The sequence below is a fragment of the Clostridium sp. CM74B_53 genome (genome assembly GCF_036318045.1).
Classification (GTDB): Bacteria; Bacillota; Clostridia; order Lachnospirales; family Lachnospiraceae; genus Pilosibacter.
In genome coordinates this window covers 13,606-36,738 of record NZ_JAWQDE010000016.1, presented here as the reverse complement: position 1 = coordinate 36,738, position 23,133 = coordinate 13,606, and the positions used below count along the sequence as shown (strand labels likewise).

The 23,133-nt window shown below is 49.9% G+C and carries 17 protein-coding genes; 1 reads left to right on the top strand and 16 read right to left on the bottom strand.

The genetic code is table 11. The features are described 5' to 3' along the window. Positions 1 to 115: 115 nt before the first annotated feature. The 12 genes from ilvA to pyrG form a co-directional block, all read right to left on the bottom strand. Entirely contained in the window at positions 116 to 1,348 is a 1,233-nt protein-coding gene (gene ilvA, locus V2546_RS12575) for a threonine ammonia-lyase (RefSeq protein WP_486463591.1), read from the bottom strand. 120 nt (positions 1,349 to 1,468) lie between these two features. After that, a complete protein-coding gene (gene ftsY, locus V2546_RS12570) occupies positions 1,469 to 2,404 on the bottom strand; it encodes a signal recognition particle-docking protein FtsY (protein WP_118321069.1) in 936 nt (311 codons plus the stop codon). A gap of 13 nt (positions 2,405 to 2,417) precedes the next feature. Further along, positions 2,418 to 5,975, bottom strand: coding sequence for a chromosome segregation protein SMC (gene smc, locus V2546_RS12565; RefSeq protein WP_329752510.1), 3,558 nt, complete (start codon positions 5,973 to 5,975; stop codon positions 2,418 to 2,420). 55 nt (positions 5,976 to 6,030) lie between these two features. After that, positions 6,031 to 6,711 (bottom strand): ribonuclease III, encoded by a 681-nt coding sequence (gene rnc, locus V2546_RS12560; protein WP_329752509.1) that lies wholly within the window; start codon positions 6,709 to 6,711, stop codon positions 6,031 to 6,033. Between the two features lie 69 nt (positions 6,712 to 6,780). After that, positions 6,781 to 7,011 carry an acyl carrier protein gene (gene acpP / locus V2546_RS12555; protein ID WP_015554516.1) on the bottom strand — a complete coding sequence of 77 codons (231 nt, stop codon included), beginning with the start codon at positions 7,009 to 7,011 and terminating at the stop codon, positions 6,781 to 6,783. A 153-nt stretch (positions 7,012 to 7,164) separates the two neighbouring features. After that, a complete protein-coding gene (gene plsX, locus V2546_RS12550) occupies positions 7,165 to 8,172 on the bottom strand; it encodes a phosphate acyltransferase PlsX (protein WP_329752508.1) in 1,008 nt (335 codons plus the stop codon). Positions 8,173 to 8,584: 412 nt separating this feature from the next. Beyond that, entirely contained in the window at positions 8,585 to 10,018 is a 1,434-nt protein-coding gene (gene gatB, locus V2546_RS12545; RefSeq protein WP_486463590.1) for an Asp-tRNA(Asn)/Glu-tRNA(Gln) amidotransferase subunit GatB, read from the bottom strand. Beyond that, a complete protein-coding gene (gene gatA, locus V2546_RS12540; RefSeq protein WP_329752507.1) occupies positions 10,015 to 11,490 on the bottom strand; it encodes an Asp-tRNA(Asn)/Glu-tRNA(Gln) amidotransferase subunit GatA in 1,476 nt (491 codons plus the stop codon). Before gatA ends, gatB begins: the two co-directional genes overlap by 4 nt. Positions 11,491 to 11,502: 12 nt before the next feature. Further along, complete coding sequence (gene gatC / locus V2546_RS12535) at positions 11,503 to 11,796, bottom strand: Asp-tRNA(Asn)/Glu-tRNA(Gln) amidotransferase subunit GatC (RefSeq protein WP_118298020.1); 294 nt, start codon at positions 11,794 to 11,796, stop codon at positions 11,503 to 11,505. A gap of 38 nt (positions 11,797 to 11,834) precedes the next feature. Beyond that, entirely contained in the window at positions 11,835 to 13,166 is a 1,332-nt protein-coding gene (gene aspS, locus V2546_RS12530; protein ID WP_329752506.1) for an aspartate--tRNA(Asn) ligase, read from the bottom strand. A gap of 378 nt (positions 13,167 to 13,544) precedes the next feature. Beyond that, complete coding sequence (locus tag V2546_RS12525) at positions 13,545 to 14,759, bottom strand: LL-diaminopimelate aminotransferase (protein WP_215702054.1); 1,215 nt, start codon at positions 14,757 to 14,759, stop codon at positions 13,545 to 13,547. Positions 14,760 to 14,900: 141 nt separating this feature from the next. Further along, entirely contained in the window at positions 14,901 to 16,649 is a 1,749-nt protein-coding gene (gene pyrG / locus V2546_RS12520) for a CTP synthase (RefSeq protein WP_215702055.1), read from the bottom strand. 691 nt (positions 16,650 to 17,340) lie between these two features. On the opposite strand from pyrG, the gene V2546_RS12515 reads away from it, so the two are divergent. Next, positions 17,341 to 19,440, top strand: coding sequence for a glutamine synthetase III domain-containing protein (locus tag V2546_RS12515; protein ID WP_329752504.1), 2,100 nt, complete (start codon positions 17,341 to 17,343; stop codon positions 19,438 to 19,440). A gap of 116 nt (positions 19,441 to 19,556) precedes the next feature. Here the strand turns inward: V2546_RS12515 and V2546_RS12510 are convergent, their stop codons facing one another. The 4 genes from V2546_RS12510 to V2546_RS12495 all read right to left on the bottom strand — a co-directional run bounded on the left by V2546_RS12510 (position 19,557) and on the right by V2546_RS12495 (position 23,020). Further along, positions 19,557 to 20,318: a creatininase family protein gene (locus tag V2546_RS12510; RefSeq protein WP_329752503.1), complete on the bottom strand. Its 762-nt coding sequence runs from the start codon at positions 20,316 to 20,318 to the stop codon at positions 19,557 to 19,559. 360 nt (positions 20,319 to 20,678) lie between these two features. Then, positions 20,679 to 20,861, bottom strand: coding sequence for a 50S ribosomal protein L32 (rpmF, locus tag V2546_RS12505; RefSeq protein WP_015554505.1), 183 nt, complete (start codon positions 20,859 to 20,861; stop codon positions 20,679 to 20,681). Positions 20,862 to 20,863: 2 nt separating this feature from the next. Next, positions 20,864 to 21,391, bottom strand: coding sequence for a YceD family protein (locus tag V2546_RS12500; RefSeq protein WP_021905044.1), 528 nt, complete (start codon positions 21,389 to 21,391; stop codon positions 20,864 to 20,866). A gap of 435 nt (positions 21,392 to 21,826) precedes the next feature. Beyond that, a complete protein-coding gene (locus V2546_RS12495; RefSeq protein WP_015554503.1) occupies positions 21,827 to 23,020 on the bottom strand; it encodes an acetate kinase in 1,194 nt (397 codons plus the stop codon). Positions 23,021 to 23,133: the final 113 nt, after the last annotated feature.

Sequence of the window (23,133 nt, the reverse complement as noted above, 5' to 3'; positions counted from 1 at the left end):
GCAGACCGTCGGGCATTTCACGAAGGTTGACAGATTGATATATGCCTGACCGCGTTCCATGACCGGCGGTCCGTTCATCACACCTCCCGCAGAGGCGGGAGAATCCCTGGTATCATTACATATAAATTCCGGAAGTCTTGGAGATCACCGGGCAGTAGCCCGCTGTTTCCAGAGCCTTGATGATCTGATCCTTGTGCTCAGTTCCGAAGGACTCTAATGTGATCGTAAGTTCCACACCCGCTGCGCGGTTTACATTTGCGAATACGTTGTGCTCGAGCTTGATCACGTTGCCCTGCTCTTTTGCGATCAGTGCAGAAACAGCTGCCAGCTGGCCAGGCTTATCCGGAAGCATCACGCTTACCGTGAAGATACGGTCTCTCTGCATCAGTCCGTTCTGGACAACTGTCGCCATCGTTAAGACATCCATGTTTCCGCCGCTTAAAACGGATACGACTTTTTTGCCTTTGAAGTCAAGATGCTTTAAAGCCGCAACGGTCAAAAGACCGGAGTTCTCGACGATCATCTTATGATTCTCTGCCATATCGAGGAAAGAAAGAGTCAGTTCGGAGTCGTCCACTGTGATGACCTGATCCACGTTTGCCTGAAGATACGGGAAGAGCTTGTCGCCCGGCGTCTGGACAGCGGTACCGTCCGCGATCGTGTTGATCTTGGAGACGGTGGTTACCTCTCCGGCCTCTAGGGATGCCTTTAAGCAGGCAGCTCCTGTCGGCTCAACAGCGATGACCTTGATCTTCGGATTTAAGAGTTTTGCGAGTGTGGAGACGCCTGTACAGAGTCCGCCTCCGCCTACCGGAACGAGAATGTAATCCACAGTCGGGAGTTCTTTGATGATCTCCATCGCAATGCTGCCCTGGCCGGTCGCAACTTCCAGATCATTGAACGGGTGAACGAAGGTATATCCGTGCTCGTCTGCAAGCTCGTATGCATGGGCACATGCCTCATCGAAGACATTTCCGTAGAGGACAACGTCGGCACCGTAGGATTTTGTGCGGTTTACCTTGATGAGCGGTGTTGTCACCGGCATAACGACGGTTGCTTTCACACCGGCAAGTTTTGCGGCATAGGCAACGCCCTGGGCATGGTTTCCGGCAGATGCGGTGATCAGACCGCGGGAACGCTCTTCCGGTGAGAGCTGGCTGATCTTATAATAAGCGCCGCGCACTTTGTATGCACCGGTGCGCTGCATGTTTTCCGGTTTAAAGTAGATCTTGTTCCCGTAGCGCTCAGAAAAATATTCACTGTAGATCAGTTTTGTCTCCTGAGTGACCTTTTTTACGATCTCAGATGCTTCTTCAAATTTTTCGAGTGAAAGTTCCTGCATTTCCATTTGTATTCTCCTTCATATTCATTCCTGATCGATCTCATCGGTGGAACATTTTTCTGTCTTTCCCATAGTTGTCTGCTATACCGGCATTCATCTGGCTGTTTTCTGCCTGAAATGCATCGGTCATTCCGGCTGTTTCGCAAACAATGCGTTTACGAAGTCTTCGGAATTAAATTTCTGAAGGTCGTCGATCTTCTCCCCGACACCGACATATTTGACCGGGATCCCAAGTTCCGACTGGATTGCAACCGCGATACCGCCTTTTGCGGTCCCGTCGAGCTTTGTGAGGATGATGCCCGTAATGTCGGCAGCTTCCATGAACTGGCGGGCCTGGACCAGAGCGTTCTGTCCTGTCGTTCCGTCGAGAACAACGAGTGTCTCACGGTAAGCTTCCGGGTACTCCTTATCGATGATGCGGTTGATCTTTTTTAACTCCTCCATGAGGTTCTTCTTATTATGGAGTCTTCCCGCGGTATCGCAGATCAGGACGTCTGCGTTTCTCGATTTTGTCGCGGAGATCGCGTCGTAGATCACGGCAGCCGGATCGGATCCCTCTTTCTGGGCAATCAGCTCCACGCCGGCACGGTTTGCCCACTCTGCCAACTGGTCGATCGCTGCAGCACGGAAGGTATCAGCCGCCGCAAGAACAACCTTCTTTCCCTCTGCCTTTAACTGGTCTGCAAGCTTTCCGATGGACGTCGTCTTTCCGACTCCGTTGACACCGATGACGAGGACAACGGATTTCCTGTTTTCAAACTCATACGCATTCTCGCCAAGATCCATCTTTGCACGGATGCTGGCGATCAGCGCCTCCCGGCATTTCTCCGGTTCTTTGATATGCTGCTCTTTTACGGTCTTTTTCAGGTCTTCAATGACCGCCATGGTCGTCTGGATTCCCATATCGCCCATGATCAGAGTCTCCTCAAGCTCCTCGTAGAAATCATCATCAATCGCGGAGAAGCCGGAAAAGATAGAATCCATTCCGGATACAATGTTTTCTCTGGTCTTCGTGAGACCTTCCACAAGGCGCGAGAAAAAGCCCTTTTTCTTCTCTTCCATATGAATCCTCCAATTATTTCAGATCGTTTTCGATCAGGTTTACGGAGACAAGCGTGGATACGCCTTTCTCCTGCATCGTGATTCCGTAGAGCCGGTCAGCCGCGAGCATCGTGCCTCTTCGGTGGGTGATGACGATAAACTGGGTATGTTTTGTCAGTTTGTGCAGATATTTCGCATAGCGGTCGACGTTGGAATCGTCAAGCGCCGCCTCGATCTCATCAAGGAGACAGAACGGGGACGGTTTTAAGTTCTGGATCGCAAAGAGCAGGGCGATCGCCGTCAGTGCCTTTTCACCGCCGGACATCTGCATCATATTCTGAAGTTTCTTTCCCGGCGGCTGGGAGATGATCTGGATCCCCGCCTCCAGGATATCTTCGTCCTCGATCAGCTCAAGACTTCCGTGTCCTCCTCCGAAGAGTTCCCGGAATACCTTGTCAAACTCTGCCCGGATCAGGGCAAATTTTTCTGTAAACTGCTTTCGCATTCCGATATCCAGCTCTTCGATGATCTTATAGAGGGCATCCTGTGCCGCGACAAGGTCATCATGCTGGGTCTTCATGAACTCGTAACGCTCAGAGATCTCTTTATAATCCTCGATCGCATTGACATTGACATTTCCGAGTCCGCGGATTGCATTCTTCCGTTCAGCGATCTGGCGTTTCATATCCGCCGCATTCGTCAGGGTCTCATCCCGGAGAAGCTCCGCTGTTGAGAAGGTGAGACCATATTCATTCCACATATAGTCCACCTGGGAATCCTGGCGTTCCGCAAGCTTGTCGTTCTGGTTCTGAAGACGGATCAGCTCCTTATCGAGATCGGAGATTCTCGCAGAGAGCGCTTCCCGCTTTTCGAAGAAGCCTTTCTGTGCCTCGTTTTTCGCGGCTTTTTCTTCCTGGGCAGCAGCCATCTCCTGACGGTACGTTTCCGCATCCTTTCCGGCATCTTTGATCTTTTCCTTCAGTTCTTCGATCTGTGCCAGACGTTTTTCCACCTCATGCTTACTGTCCGTGTGTCCGTCATGCAGAGACATTCTTTCGGAGAGCAGCCGCTCTTTTTCATCTTCGAGACGATGGATGTTCTGGTCGAGGAAGGAATCCTGCTGCTTTAAGTTTGCTGCTTCCAGCTGGACTTCGGAGAGCGCCGCAGATGCAGTATCCCGGTCGGCCTTTGCCTGTTCCAACGCGGTGGAATCCGTCCCGATCTTTGTCTCCCGCTCCGTGTTTTCCTGTTCCAGCCGCTCCATCTCTTTCGCGATCGCGGCGAGACTTGCGCGGAGTTCATGGATCTGTTCTTCCAGCTGACGGTTTTCCAGGTTCATGTCCGCGGAGGATTCATAGAGTTCTTCTTTCTTTCCTTCCAGCTGCTTTAACGCGATCTTTGTCGTATTCTCTTCCAGATATTTTTCCTGGAGAGCACTCTTTACCGACTCCAGCTCCCCGCTCTTTTCCTGGAATATGCCTTCCTGGAACACGGTCTCCGCCTGGATCTTATCGACGGTCGTCAGCGCGCGTTTACATGCCTCCTCCAACTCCTCCATCTCTCTCTTTCTTCCGAGAAGATTGCTGGAGTTTCTAAAGGCACCGCCGCTCATGGAACCGCCCGGATTTAAGAGATCGCCCTCCGGCGTTACGATCCGGATGGAGTGCCGGTATTTTCTCGCGATGGCGATCGCATTGTCGATGTGATCCACCACGAGGACGCGGCCGAGGAGATATCTGGCAAGTGCCTGATATTCCGGACGCACGCGGACAAGATCTGCAGCGATCCCGATCGCTCCCGGTTCTTTTAGCGCGCCTGGCGTCTTAAATCCATCCCCGGATGAGATCGCGGATAACGGCAGGAAGGTCGCACGACCGAACTTGTTCTTTTTCAGGTGTTCGATCAGGACTTTTGCGGTCTGCTCGGAATCTGTGACGATGTTCTGGATCGATCCGCCGAGCGCTGTCTCGATGGCGATCTCATATTCTTTCGGAACATCGATCAGATCAGCCACAACGCCGTGGATCCCTCTCACACGGTCCCTGACTTCCATGACACGCTTGATGCTGTTTCCATATCCATCATAACGCTCCGCAAGGTTCCTTAAGGATTCCAGTTTTGTGTGGGCCGTATGGTAATCCTGTTCCGTGTGGCTTAAGTTTCTGTTTAAACGGCGGATCTCTTCGTTCGCCGCCTTCACCTCTTCCTCCAGGGATTCCGCCTGGGAGAGGAGTTTTTCGATCTCCGCATCGATGGCAGTCAGACGCTCGTTCTGCTCTGAGATCTGGTTATCCCAGTTTTCCTCATCACTCTTTACTTTTAAGAGTTTCTGGGCTACCTCAGATCTGCGGACCTGGACCTGCTCCAGCGTGGTGACATCCTTCTGCTTCTTTACAGAGAGTTCTGATTTTTCATTCAGTGCTTCGATCTTTGCACTCTTTAACTCTTCGATGGACTGTTCGAGACTGTCAACGCGGCTGCCGGAAGTATTTACGGTGTTCTCCGCATCGGAAAGTCGTTCTGACACTTCCCGAATTCTGGTCCCGAGAGCCTCTCTTTCCTGCCTGATCGATCCCTGTTCTTTCTCTTTGGCCGCCAGCTCCTCATCGATGGCAGCCGTCCTGTTTTTGATGTGCTCCGCATTCAGTTCCTCTGTGCGGATCTGCTCTTTTATGACATCGATCTGTCCTTCCAGGTTTCCTGCGGACAGTTTCGCCTCATTTTCGGCATTCTGCTTTTCCGTGATCTTTTCGTCCAGCAGACGGACCGCCTCGGAGATCCGGTCATATTCCTCTTTCAAAGCTTCGGCAGCGGCTTTGGAATCTTCCATATCGCCGTTTACGGTGTGCTCTTTCTGTGCGAGTTCCCGTTTCTGCTCCTCGACCGCTTTCAGGTCTGCGAGGAAGAGGTTCACATCGAAACGCTTCAGCTCTTCCCGGAGTCTTAAATACTCTTTCGCCGTCTCCGCCTGTTTTGCAAGAGGTGCCACCTGCTTTTCAAGTTCGCTCAGGATATCCGATACGCGGACGAGATTCTGCTTCTCATCCTCGAGTTTTTTCTGGGCGATCGCCTTTCTGCGCTTAAACTTTACGATCCCGGCCGCCTCATCAAAAAGCTCTCTGCGGTCTTCCGGGCGTCCGCTTAAGATCTTATCGATCTGTCCCTGCCCGATGATGGAGTAGCCTTCCTTACCGATACCGGTATCATAAAAAAGCTCATTGATATCCTTCAGCCTGCAGGCGCTTCCGTTTAAGAGGTACTCACTCTCACCGGAGCGGTAGATCCGCCTGGAGACCGTCACTTCATCGTAATCGATGGCAAGCTGGTGGTCGGAATTGTCCAGGGTGATCGCCACATAGGCAAATCCCTGGGGTTTTCTTGTCTCTGTGCCGGAGAAGATCACGTCCTGCATGGACGCACTTCTGAGCTGCTTTACCTTCTGCTCACCGAGCACCCAGCGGACCGCGTCGGCAACATTGCTCTTTCCACTTCCGTTCGGACCAACGATGCCGGTGATTCCGTTGTGGAATTCAAATACGATCTTATTTGCAAAGGATTTGAATCCCTGTACTTCGATACTCTTTAAATACATGCGTTATTTTCCTATTTCTATAATGTGACCATTCCGGTCCTCACGGGTCCCGATCTTATTTGATCCTGCAGATCCCGTGGTAAGCGGCAACCTGCTCGGCCGCTTTTTTCGTGCGTCCCAGACCTCTGCCGATCTCCTCATCGCCGATCTTTACGCACACCTCGAAGGACTTGTTGTGATCCGGTCCCTCTTCCTTTATCAGTTCATAGACAAGTGTTTCTTTGTACTTTGCCTGAACCATTTCCTGCAGGATAGTTTTGCTATCGTAAAAGAGCTGCTTATGTTCGATATCATTTAAAATGAATTTATGGATAAACTCTTTTGCATTAGCAAGACCACCATCCAGATAGATCGCACCGATCACTGCCTCCATCGCATCGGAGACAACAGACGGACGTTTTCTTCCTCCGGTCAGGTCCTCGCCCTTTCCGAGCAGCAGATAATCACCTAACGGGATCACTTCCGCGCAGTAAGCGAGCGTCGGCTCACAGACAAGACTGGCACGGAGTTTTGTCATCTCGCCCTCCGGCATGGACTCATAAGTGTGAAACAGAAAATCGCTGGAGATCACCTCGAGCACGGCATCGCCCAGAAATTCCAGGCGCTCATTGCAGCGCGTCTTATCCCAGTGTTTTTCGTTCGCGTAGGAACTGTGTGTCAGGGCGTGAGTCAGAAGTCCCGGATCTTTGAACCGGTAGCCGATCACTTCCTGAAGTTTTTCTAGTTTTTCTTTCATTCGATTTGCCTTTCTTCTGCCATGTATCGCAAAGAAGGTGTCCCTTTGCGGAGACACCTTTTCCTGCTACTAATTTAATGCGTTTTTGATCGCCTCAACAGCATCGCCGACACTCGCGATCTTCTCAGCTTCCTCAGTCGGGATCTCGATGTCAAACTCTTCTTCGATTCCCATGATGATCTGGAATACATCCAGAGAATCCGCGCCGAGATCGTCAACGAATGTTGTATTCATTGTGATCTCCTCCGGATCAATGTTGAGAACCTCTGCGATGATCTGCTGTAATTTTTCGAACTCCATAATTTCCATCCTCTCTTATTTTGCTTTTTACGGAGACACAAAACTGTGCCGTTCCATATATTTAATTTTTGCATCCGGACTGTTGCCGGTTGTCTTCTGATGTAATTTTATGCGGCGATGTGAACTGCCGCATATTGGTGTTTTTCAACCTGTCTATGCAGTTTCTTCCGGTGCAAGGCATTCCCGGATCTTATCCGAGATCTCATTCTCCTTGAAGGAGATGCACTGGATAATCGAATTCTTTACTTCTTTTGCCTTGGAGCTTCCGTGAGTCTTCACAACGAGTCCCTTTAAGCCCAGGAGCGGTGCGCCGCCGTACTGGCTCGCATCAAAGCTCTTCAGCGTGGATTTTAACGCCGGTTTGATCAGAAGAGCTCCGATCTTGCTTCTTAAATTGCTCATCAGGCCTTTCTTCACCATTGTCATCATCGTTGCGCCGACGCCCTCATAGAGCTTTAAGATCACATTTCCGACAAAGGCCTCGCAGACGATCACATCCGCGCCGCCGTGCGGGATCTCACGGGCTTCGATACTTCCGATAAAGTTGATATTTTTACATTCTTTTAAGAGCGGGAAGGTCTCTTTCACGAGAGCATTTCCCTTCTCCTCCTCCAGACCGATATTGACGATCGCCACTCTCGGATTTTCGATTCCCATCACATATTTCATATAGAGGGAACCCATCTGGGCGAACTGTAGCAGGTGGGACGGTCTCGCGTCAACGTTTGCCCCGCAGTCGATCAGAAGGGAAACTCCCTTTTCCGTCGGGATCAGCGGTGCGAGCGGCGGGCGCTCTACGCCTTTGACGCGACCAACGATGACCTGGCCGCCTACGAGGACGGCTCCTGAGCTTCCCGCAGATACAAAGCCGTCAGCCTCGCCGTTTTTCACGAGGTTCAGACCAACTACAAGGGAAGAATTCTTTTTCTTACGGATCGCATTGACCGGCGGTTCTCCCGTCTCGATCACTTCCGGGGCGTCAACGATCTCGATCTGCTCTTTTTTATAGGTATATTTCGAGAGCTCTTTTTCGATGACATCTTTCTGTCCTGTCAGACAGACCGTAATGTCGTTCCGCTCTGTGACCGCGTCAACGGCACCCTTTACGATCTCTCCAGGGGCGTTGTCTCCGCCCATGGCGTCTACTGCAATTTTTATCATGTATTTTCTCTCCAATTCCTGCCCGCAGCGGGAAGTTCTTCTAAATATTCCCCATACGCGGATCATCCCATCGAACACCGCAAAATGATACGGCTGCTCTCAGGGACTTTTATAGTAACTAATATACTAAATACCATTCATAAAATCAATACTTTTTTCGTGAACAGAATATGTTCCTTTTTTAACATTTTTCGCAGTCAGGTTTTTCCGAACGGGAAGTCCCCTGCAATACCGCTGCGGCTGCAAATTTTGACGATTCAGAATGCAAAGCACCGGAAAACTCATACATTCCGGCAACAAGTACATTATATATAGAAGAAACAGGATTGCTGCGGCTGCACCGCTCCGGAATGAACAAAAAGGGCCATGGCAGCTGCACCGGAGCTCCGGCCAGCTGTCATGGCTTCTTTTATTATCCCTGCACCAGTTTGCGGATCATCTCGCTCACCTGCGCCGGGTTCGCTTTTCCTTTCATCTCCTTCATAACCTGTCCCATGAGGAATCCGATGACTTTATCTTTTCCTTCCTTCAGCTCTCCAACCGCTTTCGGGTTTGCGTCCAGGATCTTTTTCACGGTCTCCTCGAGAAGACCGGAGTCGCTCTCCATCTTCAGTCCGTGTTCCTCCACATAGACAGACGGATCCACGTCGGACTCGAACATCGCAGCGAACACCTCTTTCGCAGTCTGGTTATTGATCACACTCTTTTCAAGGAGTTCGATCAGTGCTGCCAGATGCTCTGCGGAAAAGACGATCTTTGATGCCTCCATCTCCTTCTCCTTTAAGAGACGGAGTGTCTCCCCGGTCAGCCAGTTTGCCGCTTTTTTCGGAGCTGCTCCGGCTTTGATCGTGTTCTCAAAGAGCTCTGCAAGCGCCTTATCGGCAGTCAGGATATCGGCGTCATAGGCACTCAGACCGTACTCCGACTGATATCTCTTCGATTTCGCCTTCTTTAACTCCGGCTGTGCCTTGCGGATCGAGGCGATCCAGGCATCGGAGATATCGATCGGCGGAAGATCCGGGTCCGGGAAGTAACGGTAATCCTTTGCATCTTCCTTGGAACGCATCGCGTGGGAAGATTCCTTGTTGTCATCCCAGCGTCTCGTCTCCTGAATGACGGCACGGCCGTCCTCGAGAAGCTCGATCTGGCGTTCCCGCTCTCCCTCGATGGCATGGGCGATCGCCTTGAAGGAGTTTAAGTTCTTCATCTCGGTTCTCGTTCCGAACACCGGACTTCCCACCTCGCGGACAGAAAGGTTTACGTCGGCACGCATGGAACCTTCCTGGAGACGGCAGTCGGAAACACCGAGATACTGCATCGTGGACTGAAGATGTTCCAGGTACTGGATGACCTCGTCGGCACTTCTCATATCCGGCTCCGACACGATCTCAATTAACGGCACGCCGCTTCGGTTGTAATCGACTAAGGAACTGTCGGTCCACTCATCATGGACCAGTTTTCCGGCATCCTCCTCCATGTGGATCTCATGGATCCCGATCCGCTTTGTTCCTGCCGCCGTCTCAAGCTCCACGTAACCGTCATGGCAGATCGGCAGATACAGCTGGGAAATCTGATAGTTTTGCGGGTTATCCGGGTAAAAATAGTTTTTCCGGTCAAATTTACAGAACTGGTTGATCTCACAGTTTAACGCAAGTCCGGCGCGGAGTGCGAACTCCACAACCTGCTTATTTAATATAGGAAGAGATCCCGGCATACCTGTACAGATCGGGCACACATGTGTGTTCGGCGCAGCGCCGAAATCTGTTTTGCATCCGCAGAAGATTTTTGTCTTTGTGGCAAGTTCTACATGGACCTCAAGACCGATGACTGTTTCATACTGTTTCATGATAAGGTCTCCTTTCTGGCAAACGGAAGTGTCCATTCACCGCGGACATGTTCGATGGCGGATGCCGCTGCAAATAATGTCTTTTCCCTGAAGCAGTCGCCGAGAAGCTGGACGCCGATCGGGAGTCCTTTTTCGTTTACACTGCATGGAACGGTGAGTCCCGGAAGACCCGCAAGGTTGACAGCAACCGTATAGATATCGCTCAGGTACATCTTCATCGGATCGCTCAGGGAGGTTCCGATCTTCGGAGCCGCCGTCGGAGCTGCCGGTCCTAAAATGATGTCATACTTCGCAAATGCCTCATCAAAGGCTTTTTTGATCAGTGCACGCACCTTCAGAGCTTTCAGATAATATGCGTCATAATATCCGGAGCTTAAGACGAAGGAACCAAGCATGATCCTTCTCTTGACCTCCGGTCCGAAGCCCTCGGATCTTGATTTCTTGTACATGTCATGAAGTCCCTCGTAGTCCTTTGCCCGGTAGCCGTACTTGACGCCGTCAAAGCGCTCTAAGTTGGAGCTTGCCTCCGCGGCCGCAATGACATAGTAGGCCGGAATCGTATATTCCATGAGACCGAGATCAAAGTATTCGACCTCCGCCCCGCATTCTTTCAGGTAAGCCGCACACTGTTCCACCGCTTCCCGCACATCTGCGTCAAGACCGTCGGACAGATACTCTTTCGGGATCCCGATCTTCATGCCGCGGACATCTTTTCCGATCGCCGAAGTGAAATCCGTATCCTCCCGCTCCATGGAAGTGCTGTCCTTCTCATCGTGGCTTGTGATCGTCTCAAGAAGCGCTGCACAATCGGCCGCATTCTTTCCGACCGGTCCGATCTGGTCGAGAGAAGACGCATAAGCGACGAGACCGAAACGGGAGACGGTTCCGTATGTCGGCTTGATCCCCGTGACGCCGCAGTAGGAACTTGGCTGACGGATCGAACCGCCGGTATCGGAGCCGAGAGCCGCAAAGCACTCACCCGCAGCGACCGCCGCACAGGAGCCACCGGACGAACCGCCCGGAACGTGTTCCGGATCCCACGGGTTTCTCGTAACCTGAAATGCAGACGTCTCTGTCGTACTTCCCATCGCGAACTCGTCCATGTTTGTCTTTCCGAGGATCACCATTCCGGCATCCGTGATCCGGGTGACTGCCGTTGCGTCATAGAACGGGACGAAGTTTTCCAGGATCTTTGACGCACATGTCGTCTTCATTCCCTTTGTACAGATATTGTCTTTCACTGCGATCGGGACACCTGTAAGCGGCCCTGTATATTTTCCTGCGCGGATCCCCGCATCCACTTCTCTCGCCCGTGCCAGGACCTTCTCCTCATCCACGGTGAGGTATGCGCGGATCTTCTGATCTTCCTTCGCGATCTGTTCCAGGGACGCTTTCGCGGCTTCCTCGGAAGTGATCTCGCCTGCTTTTATCTTTTTTGCCAGCTCTGTGGCGGAAAGTTCCAGTATCTTCATATCCGTCTCCTCCTAACCGATCGTCTTCGGAACAAGGAACTGTCCGTCCTTTTCCTTCGGTGCATTTTTCATCAGCTCTTCCCTCGGGGTGCTCTCCAGGACAACGTCCTCACGGAACACATTTTTGATCGGGAAGATATGGGTCAGCGGCTCCACATCGGAGGTATCCAGCTTATTTAACATATCCACATAGTCCAGCATCTGCTGAAGATCGTTTCTTGATTTCTCTTTTTCTTCATCCGTCAGATGAAGTTTTGCCAGGATCTCGATCTCATCCATGGTCTTATCGTTGATCATCTCTGCCATAATTATCCGTCCTTCCTGAATGGTCTGCGTTTTTTCCATCACGGTTTTAATCTTGTCATGTCTCTCGGGAACAGGCACGCCTCACGGACGTTGTCCTCGCCGATCATCTTCATGGTCAGACGCTCAAGTCCAATCCCGAGACCGCCGTGCGGCGGCATTCCGTATTTGAAGCAGTCGAGGTAATCTTCCATTCCCTCTGTATCCATGCCTTTCTCCTCGATCTTCTTTAAAAGTGTCTCATAATCGTGGATCCTCTGGCCGCCCGTCGTGATCTCAAGGCCACGGAATAAGAGGTCAAAGCTCAGGGTAAATTCTTTGTTTTCCGGATCATCCATCGCGTAGAACGGACGTTTCTTTGACGGATAATGGGTAACGAACACGAAATCTGCACCGTACTCCTCTTTGAAGTACTCACCGATCAGTGCCTCTTCCTCCGGCTCCAGATCGTGCGGGCTTCTGATCTGTCTGTCATACTTCTCAGCGATCAGGCGCTTCGCCTCATCAAAGCGGACATACGGGATCTTTTCCACGTTCGGAAGTTCGATCTTTAAAAGTGCAATCTCTTTCGCGTAATCTTTCTTCAGAAGTTCTACCACATACTGGAGCATCGCTGTCTCCATTCTGCAGATGTCCATGAAGCTGTCGATGAATCCCATCTCAAAGTCAAGACTCGTGTACTCGTTTAAATGTCTCTTTGTGTTGTGTTTCTCCGCACGGAACACCGAACCAGTTTCAAAGACTCTGTCGAAAACGCCGACCATCATCTGTTTGTAGAACTGCGGGCTCTGTGCCAGAACTGCCGGTCTGTGGAAATACTGGAGCTTAAAGAGGTTTGCGCCGCCCTCTGCGGATTTTGCACCGATCTTCGGGGTATGGATCTCGGTGAATCCCTGGCTTGTCATAAATTCACGGAAGCCGCGGCAGATGCCTTCCTGGATCCTGAATTTTGCACGCTCACGGACATTTCTGAGGGCAATGGCACGGCGGTTTAAGTTCGCTTCCAGCGATGTCGGAAGTTTCCATTTGTCGATCGCGATCGGCATCGGCTCTTCCGGTTTTGAGAGGATTTCTGCGTCCGCAAGGTGGATCTCGATCCCGTGCGGTGCACGCTCTTCCCTGAATACGGTTCCTGTCACGCGAACCGCCTGTCCTTCACGGATCTCTTTGAGCGTCTCACTTCCGATCCCGTCCTGGACCACGGTCTGTAAAAGACCTTCCCGGCTTCTTAAGATCACGAAGGAGATCTCTCCCATATCGCGGATGCTGTGTACCATTCCTTCTGCGGTAACTTCGGTACCAACGGACTCTTCTCTTTCCAGTTCTTCAAGAGTTTTTACTTTGCTGTCTTTTAATCCTGTTACAAACTCCATAATCGGTTCCTCCTCGTTTTGTGGGGTAATTGAGGCTTTCAGAGTAAGCAAAAATCCCGCCCCGGAGAATTTTGCTCTTATCATTCTCCGGGACGGGATCTTTTTATTTCCCGCGGTACCACCCGCATTGCATTTTCATGCCACTCATGAGTCGCCGCTTTCGCTGTCGGACCATCATCCTAACGACTCGGCCGCGTAACGTGCGGCTTGCGTGCTGTCCTACCATCGGTTCCGATATCGAGCAGCCGGCTCCGGAGCGTTCCCGCCTTTCTCATCTCTTCCGCGCTCTCAGCTGTCACACGGTTCTCTGTAAAGTTCTTCGAAAGGGAGTTTCCTTCAACGCCTTTGTTTGATATTTTTTTGATGTCTCTTGTTTTATCAGAGATTTTTGATTCTGTCAAGTGCTTTTAAAGAATTTTCATAAGTTCCGAATGCAGTAATCCGGAAATATCCTTCACCAGACGGGCCGAAACCTGCACCAGGAGTACCCACGATTCCCGCATTGTCTAACAGGAAATCAAAGAAATCCCAGGACTTCATGTTATTCGGGGTCTTTAACCAGATATACGGGGAGTTTACGCCGCCGTATACGGTATATCCGGCATCCTTTAAGCCGTCATAGATCGTCTTTGCGTTCTTCATGTAGCGTGCGATCTGCTCAGCAACCTGTACTTTTCCCTCCGGAGAGTACACTGCCTCGCCGGCACGCTGGATGATATACGGAGTTCCGTTGTACTTGGAACCCTGACGGCGCATCCACATCGCATTTAAGCTCACATCGCCGCACTTTAAGTCCTTCGGGATCACGGCAAAACCAAGACGCATACCGGTAAATCCGGCTTTCTTGGAGAAGCTGCGGAGCTCGATGGCACATGTCTTTGCGCCCTCACACTCATAGATGGAGTGCGGAATGCCAGCCTCAGTGATATATGCCTCGTAAGCAGCGTCATAGATGATCACAGCGCCGTTCTTGTTTGCAAAGTCTACCCATGCCTGGAGATCTGCCTTCTTGATCGCCTCACCGGTCGGGTTGTTCGGGAAGCAGAGATAGATCAGGTCCACGTGCTCCTTCGGGAATTCCGGAAGGAAACCGTTGTCTGCAGTACACGGCATGTAAACGATCTTGTCAAAACGTCCGGTCTCGCTGTTGTAGAGACCGCTGCGACCTGCCATAACGTTGGAATCCACGTATACCGGGTATACCGGGTCGCATACTGCGACTACGCTGTCTAAGGAGAATAATTCCTGGATATTTCCGCAGTCACACTTTGCACCGTCGGATACAAAGATCTCATCTGCGGAGATGTCGCAGCCTCTCTCCTGGAAATCCTCTTTTGCAATGATATTTCTTAAAAAGTCATAGCCCTGCTCCGGAGCATAGCCGCGGAAGGTCTCCGCATGACCCATCTCATCGACAGCTTTGTGCATTGCCTCGATGATCGCCGGAGCGATCGGCTGAGTCACATCACCGATACCAAGGCGGATGATCTCCTTTTCCGGATGCTCTGCCTGGAATGTGGATACTCTCTTCGCAATATTTGCGAACAGATAGCTGCCCGGCAGTTTGGCAAAATTTTCATTGACTTTAAACATGGTCTCAATCCTCTCTTTCTGTCTGTAAATGCATTTAGGATATTTTTCATGAATAAATATACCACACAAATGCAGGAACTGCGATAATAATTTGGCTAACGCATTAACTTTTTTTAATGATAAACAGTTAAAGTCAAACCATTAATCTTCCTGGATCAGCATTGTGACCATATGGGCGCTCTCCGCCATGGTCCGTCCTGTATCCATGCTGGTCTTCTGAAGATACCGGTGTGCCTCCGGCTCAGAAAGATGGTTCCGCTTCATGAGAAGCTTTTTCGCACGTCTCAAAACCCCCTGCTCCTCAGCACTCTCAACAAAACCTGCAAAGAGCGGATGTGCATGGTTCGGTCTTGACTTGAATTCCGGATGTGCCTGGATCCCCACATAGAACGGGTGATCCGGGAGCTCGATCATCTCAACGATATGTCCGTCCGGGGACTGTCCGGAGAGCATCATGCCGTGAGATGTAAAGTCATCACGGTAGTCATTGTTGATCTCAAAACGATGTCTGTGGCGCTCGTTGATCATATCTGTTCCGTAGAGGGAATATGCTTTCGACTTTTTATCAAGGACACACGGATAGGAGCCGAGACGAAGCGTTCCGCCAAGGTTCTCCACGCCGTTCTGATCCGGCATCAGATCGACAACCGGATGGGTTGTCTCCGGATCCAGCTCGGAACTGTTTGCATCCGCATAGCCGAGAACATTTCTCGCAAATGCCACCATGGCCATCTGCATGCCGAGGCAGATCCCGAGGAACGGGATCTTGTTCTCTCTCGCATAGTTTGCAGCCAGGATCATGCCTTCGGTTCCTCTGGAGCCAAAACCGCCCGGGATGATGATGCCGTCAACACCGGCGAATGTATCGTCGAGAGCTTCCGGTTTTAAGAACTCGGAATCGACCCATTTGATCGTCACTTTTGTGCGGTTTGCGATCCCGCCGTGCTTTAACGCCTCCATGACACTCAAGTACGCGTCATGCAGTTGGATGTATTTTCCTACCAGTGCGATCGTGACCTCGCTTGTCGGATTCTTTAATGCATCGACCATCTGTTTCCAGTCACCAAGCTGCGGTTCCGGACACGGAAGATTGAGGCATTCGCAGACCACATGAGCCAGGCGCTCTTTTTCCATGGCAAGCGGCGCTTCATATAAATATTCTACATCCAGGTTCTGGAGAACATGGTCTTCCGGAACGTTGCAGAATAAAGCGATCTTGCTCTCGATACCGTCCTCGAGCGGAACCTCTGTACGGCATACGATCACATCCGGGGAAATTCCCATTCCCTGAAGTGCCTTGACGCTCTGCTGGGTCGGTTTCGTCTTTAATTCTCCTGACGCCTTTAAATACGGAACGAGTGTCACATGGATCAGAACGGAATTCTGATATCCGATCTCGTGGCGGAACTGGCGGATCGCCTCCAGGAACGGCTGGCTCTCGATATCGCCGACGGTGCCGCCGACCTCGATGATCGCGATGCGGTCCTCGTCCGGGGATTTCGCGCGGTAAAATCTCGCCTTGATCTCATTTGTGATGTGGGGGATCACCTGTACGGTACCTCCGCCGAAGTCTCCGTGGCGTTCTTTCTGAAGAACCGTCCAGTAGATCTTACCAGTGGTCACGTTGGAATTTTTGTCAAGGCTCTCATCGATAAAGCGCTCATAATGTCCAAGGTCCAGGTCGGTCTCTGTTCCATCGTCGGTGACGAACACCTCTCCATGCTGGATCGGATTCATGGTACCCGGATCAATATTGATATAAGGATCGAACTTCTGCATCGTGACCTGGTACCCTCTTGCCTTCAAGAGACGTCCAAGGGATGCGGCTGTAATACCTTTGCCGAGTCCGGAGACAACGCCTCCCGTGACGAATACGTATTTAACTGCCATACCTTACCTCCAAATGTATATTGTGAATGTGGGGAACTTGTAACTGTTCAGTATTTTTCACAGTTACGGGAACTTTTCCTATGATGTGCGAAAACTGTCTGCTTCATGCTCATGCAACATTGCATGAAAAAAGGTGACAGAAGTACTAAGACTCTGACACCTTTGTCTAATCAATCACATCATATGAAACTCATTTTTACGCAGGGATAATTGCTCATAGGTTTTGTTGCTGCGTTAAAAAAATATGGAACTACTATATTCCATTTTTTCGAATTTGTAAAGTAGTTTTTTTACAGTTTTCAAAAGTTTTTTATCCGGAATCACAGGACCACTTTCTTCTTTTTTATCCGGGTCTTGCGGCGTCATCAGGTATCCCGCCAGACTGGTGAAGCAGAAAAACTTAATAATAGGAACGCTGTCTGTGATCGGAAAAAATTTTAAAAAAATGTGTTGACAAATCCCGGAAAATGAGTATATTATACCACCATAAGAGCAAGGGCGCTTGGGTGCATGATACATACACCCCGGCGCCCTTCTCGCATTTCACGGATCTTCCCCACAACCCCCCATTTGGGATCCGCGAAATGATGACTGTCTGTTCCATACCCCGGAGCAGACAGCAAACTTTGTATAATTTCCCGCAGACAGGGAGCAAGGAGGTTCCCCAGCGGAGTTGAAAGGAGAAATATCTATGAGCAAAAGTATTCCTGAACTGTATGGCAGTCTTGTATTCAACGACTCCGAAATGAAAGCACGTCTCCCGAAGGATGTCTACAAAGCCCTTACAAAAACGATCAACAGCGGTTCCCATCTGGAGCTGGATATCGCGAACTCTGTTGCAGTCGCAATGAAAGAATGGGCGCTCGAACATGGTGCTACCCACTTCACTCACTGGTTCCAGCCGATGACAGGCATCACTGCTGAAAAGCATGACAGTTTCCTCTCTCCGACCGGTGTTGGCGAAGCAATCATGGAATTTTCCGGAAAAGAACTTGTAAAAGGTGAGCCGGACGCTTCCAGCTTCCCGTCAGGCGGCTTACGCGCCACCTTCGAAGCCCGCGGATATACCGCATGGGATCCTACCTCTTTCGCATTCATCAAGGGACATACACTCTGTATCCCAACTGCCTTTTGTTCTTACAGCGGCGAGGCACTCGATAAAAAGACTCCGCTGCTCCGTTCCATGGAAGCCGTCAGCAAAGAAGCTACCCACTTACTTCACATTTTAGGAAAAACAGACGTCAGACGCGTCAACACCACGGTAGGCGCTGAGCAGGAATATTTTCTGGTAGACAAGGAGTGCTACCGTTTAAGAAAAGATCTGATCTTCTGCAGACGTACCTTATTTGGTGCTCCGGCTCCGAAGGGACAGGAAATGGATGACCATTACTTCGGTTCCATCAAACCGAGAGTCGAAGCTTTTATGGAGGACCTGAACGAAGAGCTCTGGAAACTCGGCATCCCGGCAAAGACTGAGCACAACGAGGTTGCACCTGCTCAGCATGAGCTTGCTCCGGTATTTGAGACCGTCAATGTTGCCGTTGACCACAACCAGCTCGTTATGGAGATAATGAAGAAGGTCGCTGACCGCCATGGTCTTGCGTGCCTGCTCCATGAAAAACCGTTCGAGGGCATCAACGGAAGCGGTAAGCACAACAACTGGGCACTCTCCACAGATTCCGGCGAGAACCTGTTAAATCCGGGAAAGACACCGGCAGAGAACACACAGTTCTTACTGTTCTTAGCAGCTGTTGTTGAGGCTGTTGATGATTACGCCGATCTGTTAAGGATCTCCGTTGCTACAGCCGGAAATGACCATCGTCTCGGCGCAAACGAGGCACCGCCAGCTGTTGTATCCATGTTCTTGGGAGAAGAACTTGAGGCTGTTGTCGATTCCATTAAATCTGATACATATTTTGAAGGAAAGGGCGCTGTTCAGATGTCCATCGGACCGAAGGTGCTCCCGCACTTCACAAAAGACAACACGGACCGTAACCGTACCTCACCGTTCGCCTTCACAGGAAATAAGTTTGAGTTCCGTATGCCGGGCTCTTCCCTCTCCCTGTCCGGTCCGAACGTGATCTTAAATACAGCCGTTGCCGAGTCCCTCGCCGGATTCTGCAAAGTCCTAGACGGACTTACCGGGGAGAACCTCGATTCCGCAATTCATGAGCTCTTAAAAGATACCTTTAAGAAGCATGAGCGGATCATCTTCAACGGAAACGGCTACACAGACGAATGGCTTGCAGAAGCCGAGAAGCGCGGTCTTCCGAACTTCAAGTCCACACCGGAGGCTCTTCCGCATTTCATCGACGAGAAGAACATTGAGCTCTTCACAAAACATGAAGTCTTCACAAAAGAGGAGCTCTTCTCCCGTTACGAGATCCTTCTTGAGGATTATGCGAAGACTCTCCACATCGAGGCAAAGACTATGGAGGAGATGGTTCAGAAAGACTTCCTTCCGTCCCTGTTCTCCTATGTGAATGACCTTGCATGCACAGGAAGCTCTAAAAAAGAGCTCGTTCCCGGCATTACAACAAAGGCCGAAGAAAAGCTGATCACAAAGCTCTCCGGGCTCGCAGATGTGATCTCTGATGAGCTCGATACCTTAAAGGATATGATCGGTACCGCCGAAGGTATGGATGACTACTTAAAGGCTGGCACCTACTACCACGATACGATTCTTACCGAAATGGAAAAGATCCGTCTGGCTGTCAACGATGCGGAAGTCCTGATCCCGGAGGATTATCTCCCGTATCCGACATACGATGCATTGCTCTTCTACATTTAATTGTTTTGCTCATAGGGAAGACCGCCGGTTACCAGAGAAATCTGAACCGGCGGTCTTTTCGTATCACATTTTAAAAAAATTTCCAGCGTCACTTTCTTATCCGTTCTGACACCTCTTTATGAAAGTTTAACTTTCTTGAACTCTTCCATGAAATCAACAATATAGTTTGCTGTGGTCTCGAGCATTTCCTTGCCCCACTCTTCTGTAGCGGTACTTGGATGATCTGGTCCAATCCAGCCGCTGTCGGTAACATGCGGAGTTTTGCGAAGAATCTCAACGGTAACTCCCTTATACTCAACAGAACGGAAACCGGTTGTCTTCAGATTCTCAGACAGATGCTTAAACTGGAGTTCACCACCTATCTCACTCTTATCAACTAAAGACGGATCAATTCCAAGAATCGCAGCCGTTTCCTCACCACCGCCGTGGCCGCCTTTCCACGCCGGGTTCATATCCCATGCCATCAGCCACCAGTTAAGCATAGCAACCAGACAGCCCTTATCCTCGAATTCCATGCCAAGGCGCTGAATCATCTTGATGTTTCCGCCGTGTCCGTTCAGGAAAACGAATTTTCTTGCGCCGTGACGATACAGACTCAGGAAAACCTGACGGCAAAACTGATAGAGTACCTCGTCGTCAATATCAATTGTACCAGGATACGGAGCAAAATTGGGGCAGGAACCATATGGAATGGTGGGAGCAATCAAAACATCACTCTTCTTCTCAATTTTCTCCAACAAGTGCTCCGGAATCAGTGTATCGGTTCCAAGCGGCATGTGACGGCCGTGACACTCAATACTGCCGATAGAAACAAGTACCATATCATTTTTTTCAAAATATTCCTGAGCTTTCGACCATGTCAAATTTTCAAGTCTCATAGTTTCTTTCCTTTCATATATGATTTTATAATTTATCTTAACGGTTAATAATTTACTGTTCCTCTTTAGTATTGGCTTTATTATCTGACATTTTTGGGGCTTTCAAGCATTTCTTTATAAAACAAGTATAGTCTATGGTAATAGGATTGTCAATATTCCCAATCGACAACAATAGCTTAGCAGAAAACGAATCATAAATTTAGGATGTCGATTTGTGGTTTTTACGCCATCGACATCCTTAACACCAATACATATTTGTTTTTCAAAAAGCAAGAAGCCAGACACCGCAGGATCTGACTTCTTGCTGTAGGCGAAAAAATCCCCCGGTGGAAAACCACCGGAGGATCTCATAATTCTTAATTAGTCTTCAACTTTAACGATTTCACGCTTGTTGTAGCTGCCGCATGCCTTGCATACTCTATGAGGCATCATTAAAGCACCGCACTTGCTGCACTTTACTAAGTTCATAGCGGACATTTTCCAGTTCGCTCTGCGGCTGTCTCTTCTCGCTTTGGAAGATTTATTCTTAGGACAGATAGACATGGTTACACCTCCTTAAACTGTTTGAAAATATCCTGGATGGCTGCCATCCGCGGGTCAGGAACCCATGTATCACAGCCGCAATCTCCCTTGTTGAGATTTGCTCCACATCTACTGCAGATTCCCTTGCAATCATCCTTGCAAAGGACCTTCATAGGCAGGTACAATGATAACTCATTGCAAACCAGCATATCGGCATCCAGATTATAACCAGATAAATAAGATTGTTCATCCAAGTCCTTCACTCTGTCCTCATCGGAAGCATTCATATCGATCTCCTGGTCAAACTCGATATCTGTGGTGTAATTCACCGGTTCCAGACATCTTGAACAGGGAATCGCAAGAGTCACGGAAGTATTTCCCGTAAGACTCAGCTTTCTGTTTCCAAGGTTTTTTACAGTGATCTTTACCGGGTTCGCAGAGACCACCGGATACTCAACTCGGGAACCCTTGTAAGCTTTCGCTTCAAACGGTACTTCCCAGGTTTTCTCTTTGCCTTCCAGAGTAAAAACTTCAGATAAATTAATCAGCATATTATGTTTCTCCTAATACGCACTAAGATATTATATATGAACAGGAACAATTTGTCAACAATTTTTCTAATAAAATATTAAATTTTAAAAGCTCTATTTTTCATGCATTTCTGCGCTCAAACCATATTCTTGTGACAAATTCTTAACCGCGCCAGAGCGCGCATTAAGAGCACCAGAAACGAATATTTTCGTACCTGGGATAAGAAACCCCAGCGTATGTCGTAAGAGTTCCAAAGCCGTCCTGAGGGCGTTAAAACCTCCAGACAGCACAGAAGCCAACCCGCTCATCTCCTGCTCTCACAGGGTTCTGAACGGGTCAGCGTCATTGCTAATCGATCAAACCGTATGCTGATTCAGATGAGAAAGCACTTATGCAAGCAGGCTTGCAGCCCATCTTTTCATCGAGACCGGCGCACGGCTGAACTGTACCCTGAATTATTTTACAAGAGCTAAAGTCTCTCTTGCAATCGCAAGCTCCTCGTTTGTCGGGATAACCATAACTTTAACTTTGGAATCCGGTGTGGAGATTACGATATCTTTTCCTCTTACGCTGTTAGCCTCGTCGTCGATCTTGATGCCAAGGTAGGATAAATGCTCGCAAACAGCTTTTCTCATGGACTTGCCGTTCTCACCAAGACCTGCTGTGAATGCGATCACATCTACGCCGTCCATCGCTGCTGTGTAAGCACCGATGTACTTAACAACGCGGTAGTTGTACGCCGCAAGAGCTTTCGCTGCGCGGTCGTTGCCAGCCTCAGCTGCTTCCTCGATGTCACGGAAGTCGCTGGATACGCCGGACAGGCCAAGAACACCGGACTTTTTGTTCAGAACGTTCATAACGCCTGCGATGTCGAGGTTCTCTTTCTTAGCGATGAACTCCATGATAGCCGGATCCATATCACCGGAACGAGTTCCCATGATAAGTCCCTCAAGTGGAGTGAGACCCATGCTTGTATCTACGGATTTGCCGTTCTTTACAGCGGAAAGGCTTGCGCCGTTACCAAGATGGCAAACGATGATCTTTAAATCTTCGTACGGTTTTCCGGCAACCTCAGCAGCTCTCTTGGATACGAAGCTGTGGGAAGTTCCGTGGAAGCCATATCTTCTTACTTTGTACTTCTCGTAGTACTCGTACGGAAGGCCGTAAAGGTAAGCCTCCTCCGGCATTGTCTGATGGAATGCAGTATCGAATACAGCTACCATCGGTACGTTCGGCATAAGCTCCTGGCAAGCGCGGATACCGATCAGGTTTGCCGGGTTGTGAAGCGGTGCAAGATCGTTGCACTCTTCGATTGCTTTCATAGCCTCATCTGTGATCACTGTGGAAGAAGTAAACTTCTCACCGCCGTGTACGACACGGTGACCAACAGCGCCAACCTCTGCAAGGCTTGCGATAACGCCGCTCTTCTTGTTTGTGAGAGCGTCTAATACCATCTGGATCGCCTGTGTGTGTGTCGGCATCGGGGAAACGGTAACTTCCTTCTCTCCGCCTGCCGGCTGGTATGTGATCTGGCTTCCTTCGATACCAATTCTCTCGCAGAGACCTTTTGCAAGAACTGCCTCTGTATCAGAGTTGATTAACTGGTACTTTAAGGAAGAGCTTCCGCAGTTGATAACTAAAATATTCATGACAGATAAAACTCCTTGTGATTATAAAATAGAATCTGTGTCTTCCGGTCTCCGGAACGAAGACTGGATATTACAGTTGTTGCCAAAAAGGGAACGCCGTTTCCTCTTGATCG

Bases quoted from the DNA above. Each gene is read 5' to 3' on its own strand.
- plsX (WP_329752508.1), bottom strand. From the start codon at position 8,172: ATGATAAAAATTGCAGTAGACGCCATGGGCGGAGACAACGCCCCTGGA.
- gatC (WP_118298020.1), bottom strand. From the start codon at position 11,796: ATGGCAGAGATGATCAACGATAAGACCATGGATGAGATCGAGATCCTG.
- pyrG (WP_215702055.1), bottom strand. From the start codon at position 16,649: ATGGCAGTTAAATACGTATTCGTCACGGGAGGCGTTGTCTCCGGACTC.
- V2546_RS12500 (WP_021905044.1), bottom strand. From the start codon at position 21,391: ATGCTGATTAATTTATCTGAAGTTTTTACTCTGGAAGGCAAAGAGAAA.
- V2546_RS12515 (WP_329752504.1), top strand. From the start codon at position 17,341: ATGAGCAAAAGTATTCCTGAACTGTATGGCAGTCTTGTATTCAACGAC.
- V2546_RS12510 (WP_329752503.1), bottom strand. From the start codon at position 20,318: ATGAGACTTGAAAATTTGACATGGTCGAAAGCTCAGGAATATTTTGAA.
- rpmF (WP_015554505.1), bottom strand. From the start codon at position 20,861: ATGTCTATCTGTCCTAAGAATAAATCTTCCAAAGCGAGAAGAGACAGC.
- ilvA (WP_486463591.1), bottom strand. From the start codon at position 1,348: ATGGAAATGCAGGAACTTTCACTCGAAAAATTTGAAGAAGCATCTGAG.
- aspS (WP_329752506.1), bottom strand. From the start codon at position 13,166: ATGGAGTTTGTAACAGGATTAAAAGACAGCAAAGTAAAAACTCTTGAA.
- ftsY (WP_118321069.1), bottom strand. From the start codon at position 2,404: ATGGAAGAGAAGAAAAAGGGCTTTTTCTCGCGCCTTGTGGAAGGTCTC.
- smc (WP_329752510.1), bottom strand. From the start codon at position 5,975: ATGTATTTAAAGAGTATCGAAGTACAGGGATTCAAATCCTTTGCAAAT.
- V2546_RS12525 (WP_215702054.1), bottom strand. From the start codon at position 14,759: ATGTTTAAAGTCAATGAAAATTTTGCCAAACTGCCGGGCAGCTATCTG.
- acpP (WP_015554516.1), bottom strand. From the start codon at position 7,011: ATGGAGTTCGAAAAATTACAGCAGATCATCGCAGAGGTTCTCAACATT.
- rnc (WP_329752509.1), bottom strand. From the start codon at position 6,711: ATGAAAGAAAAACTAGAAAAACTTCAGGAAGTGATCGGCTACCGGTTC.
- V2546_RS12495 (WP_015554503.1), bottom strand. From the start codon at position 23,020: ATGAATATTTTAGTTATCAACTGCGGAAGCTCTTCCTTAAAGTACCAG.
- gatB (WP_486463590.1), bottom strand. From the start codon at position 10,018: ATGAAACAGTATGAAACAGTCATCGGTCTTGAGGTCCATGTAGAACTT.
- gatA (WP_329752507.1), bottom strand. From the start codon at position 11,490: ATGAAGATACTGGAACTTTCCGCCACAGAGCTGGCAAAAAAGATAAAA.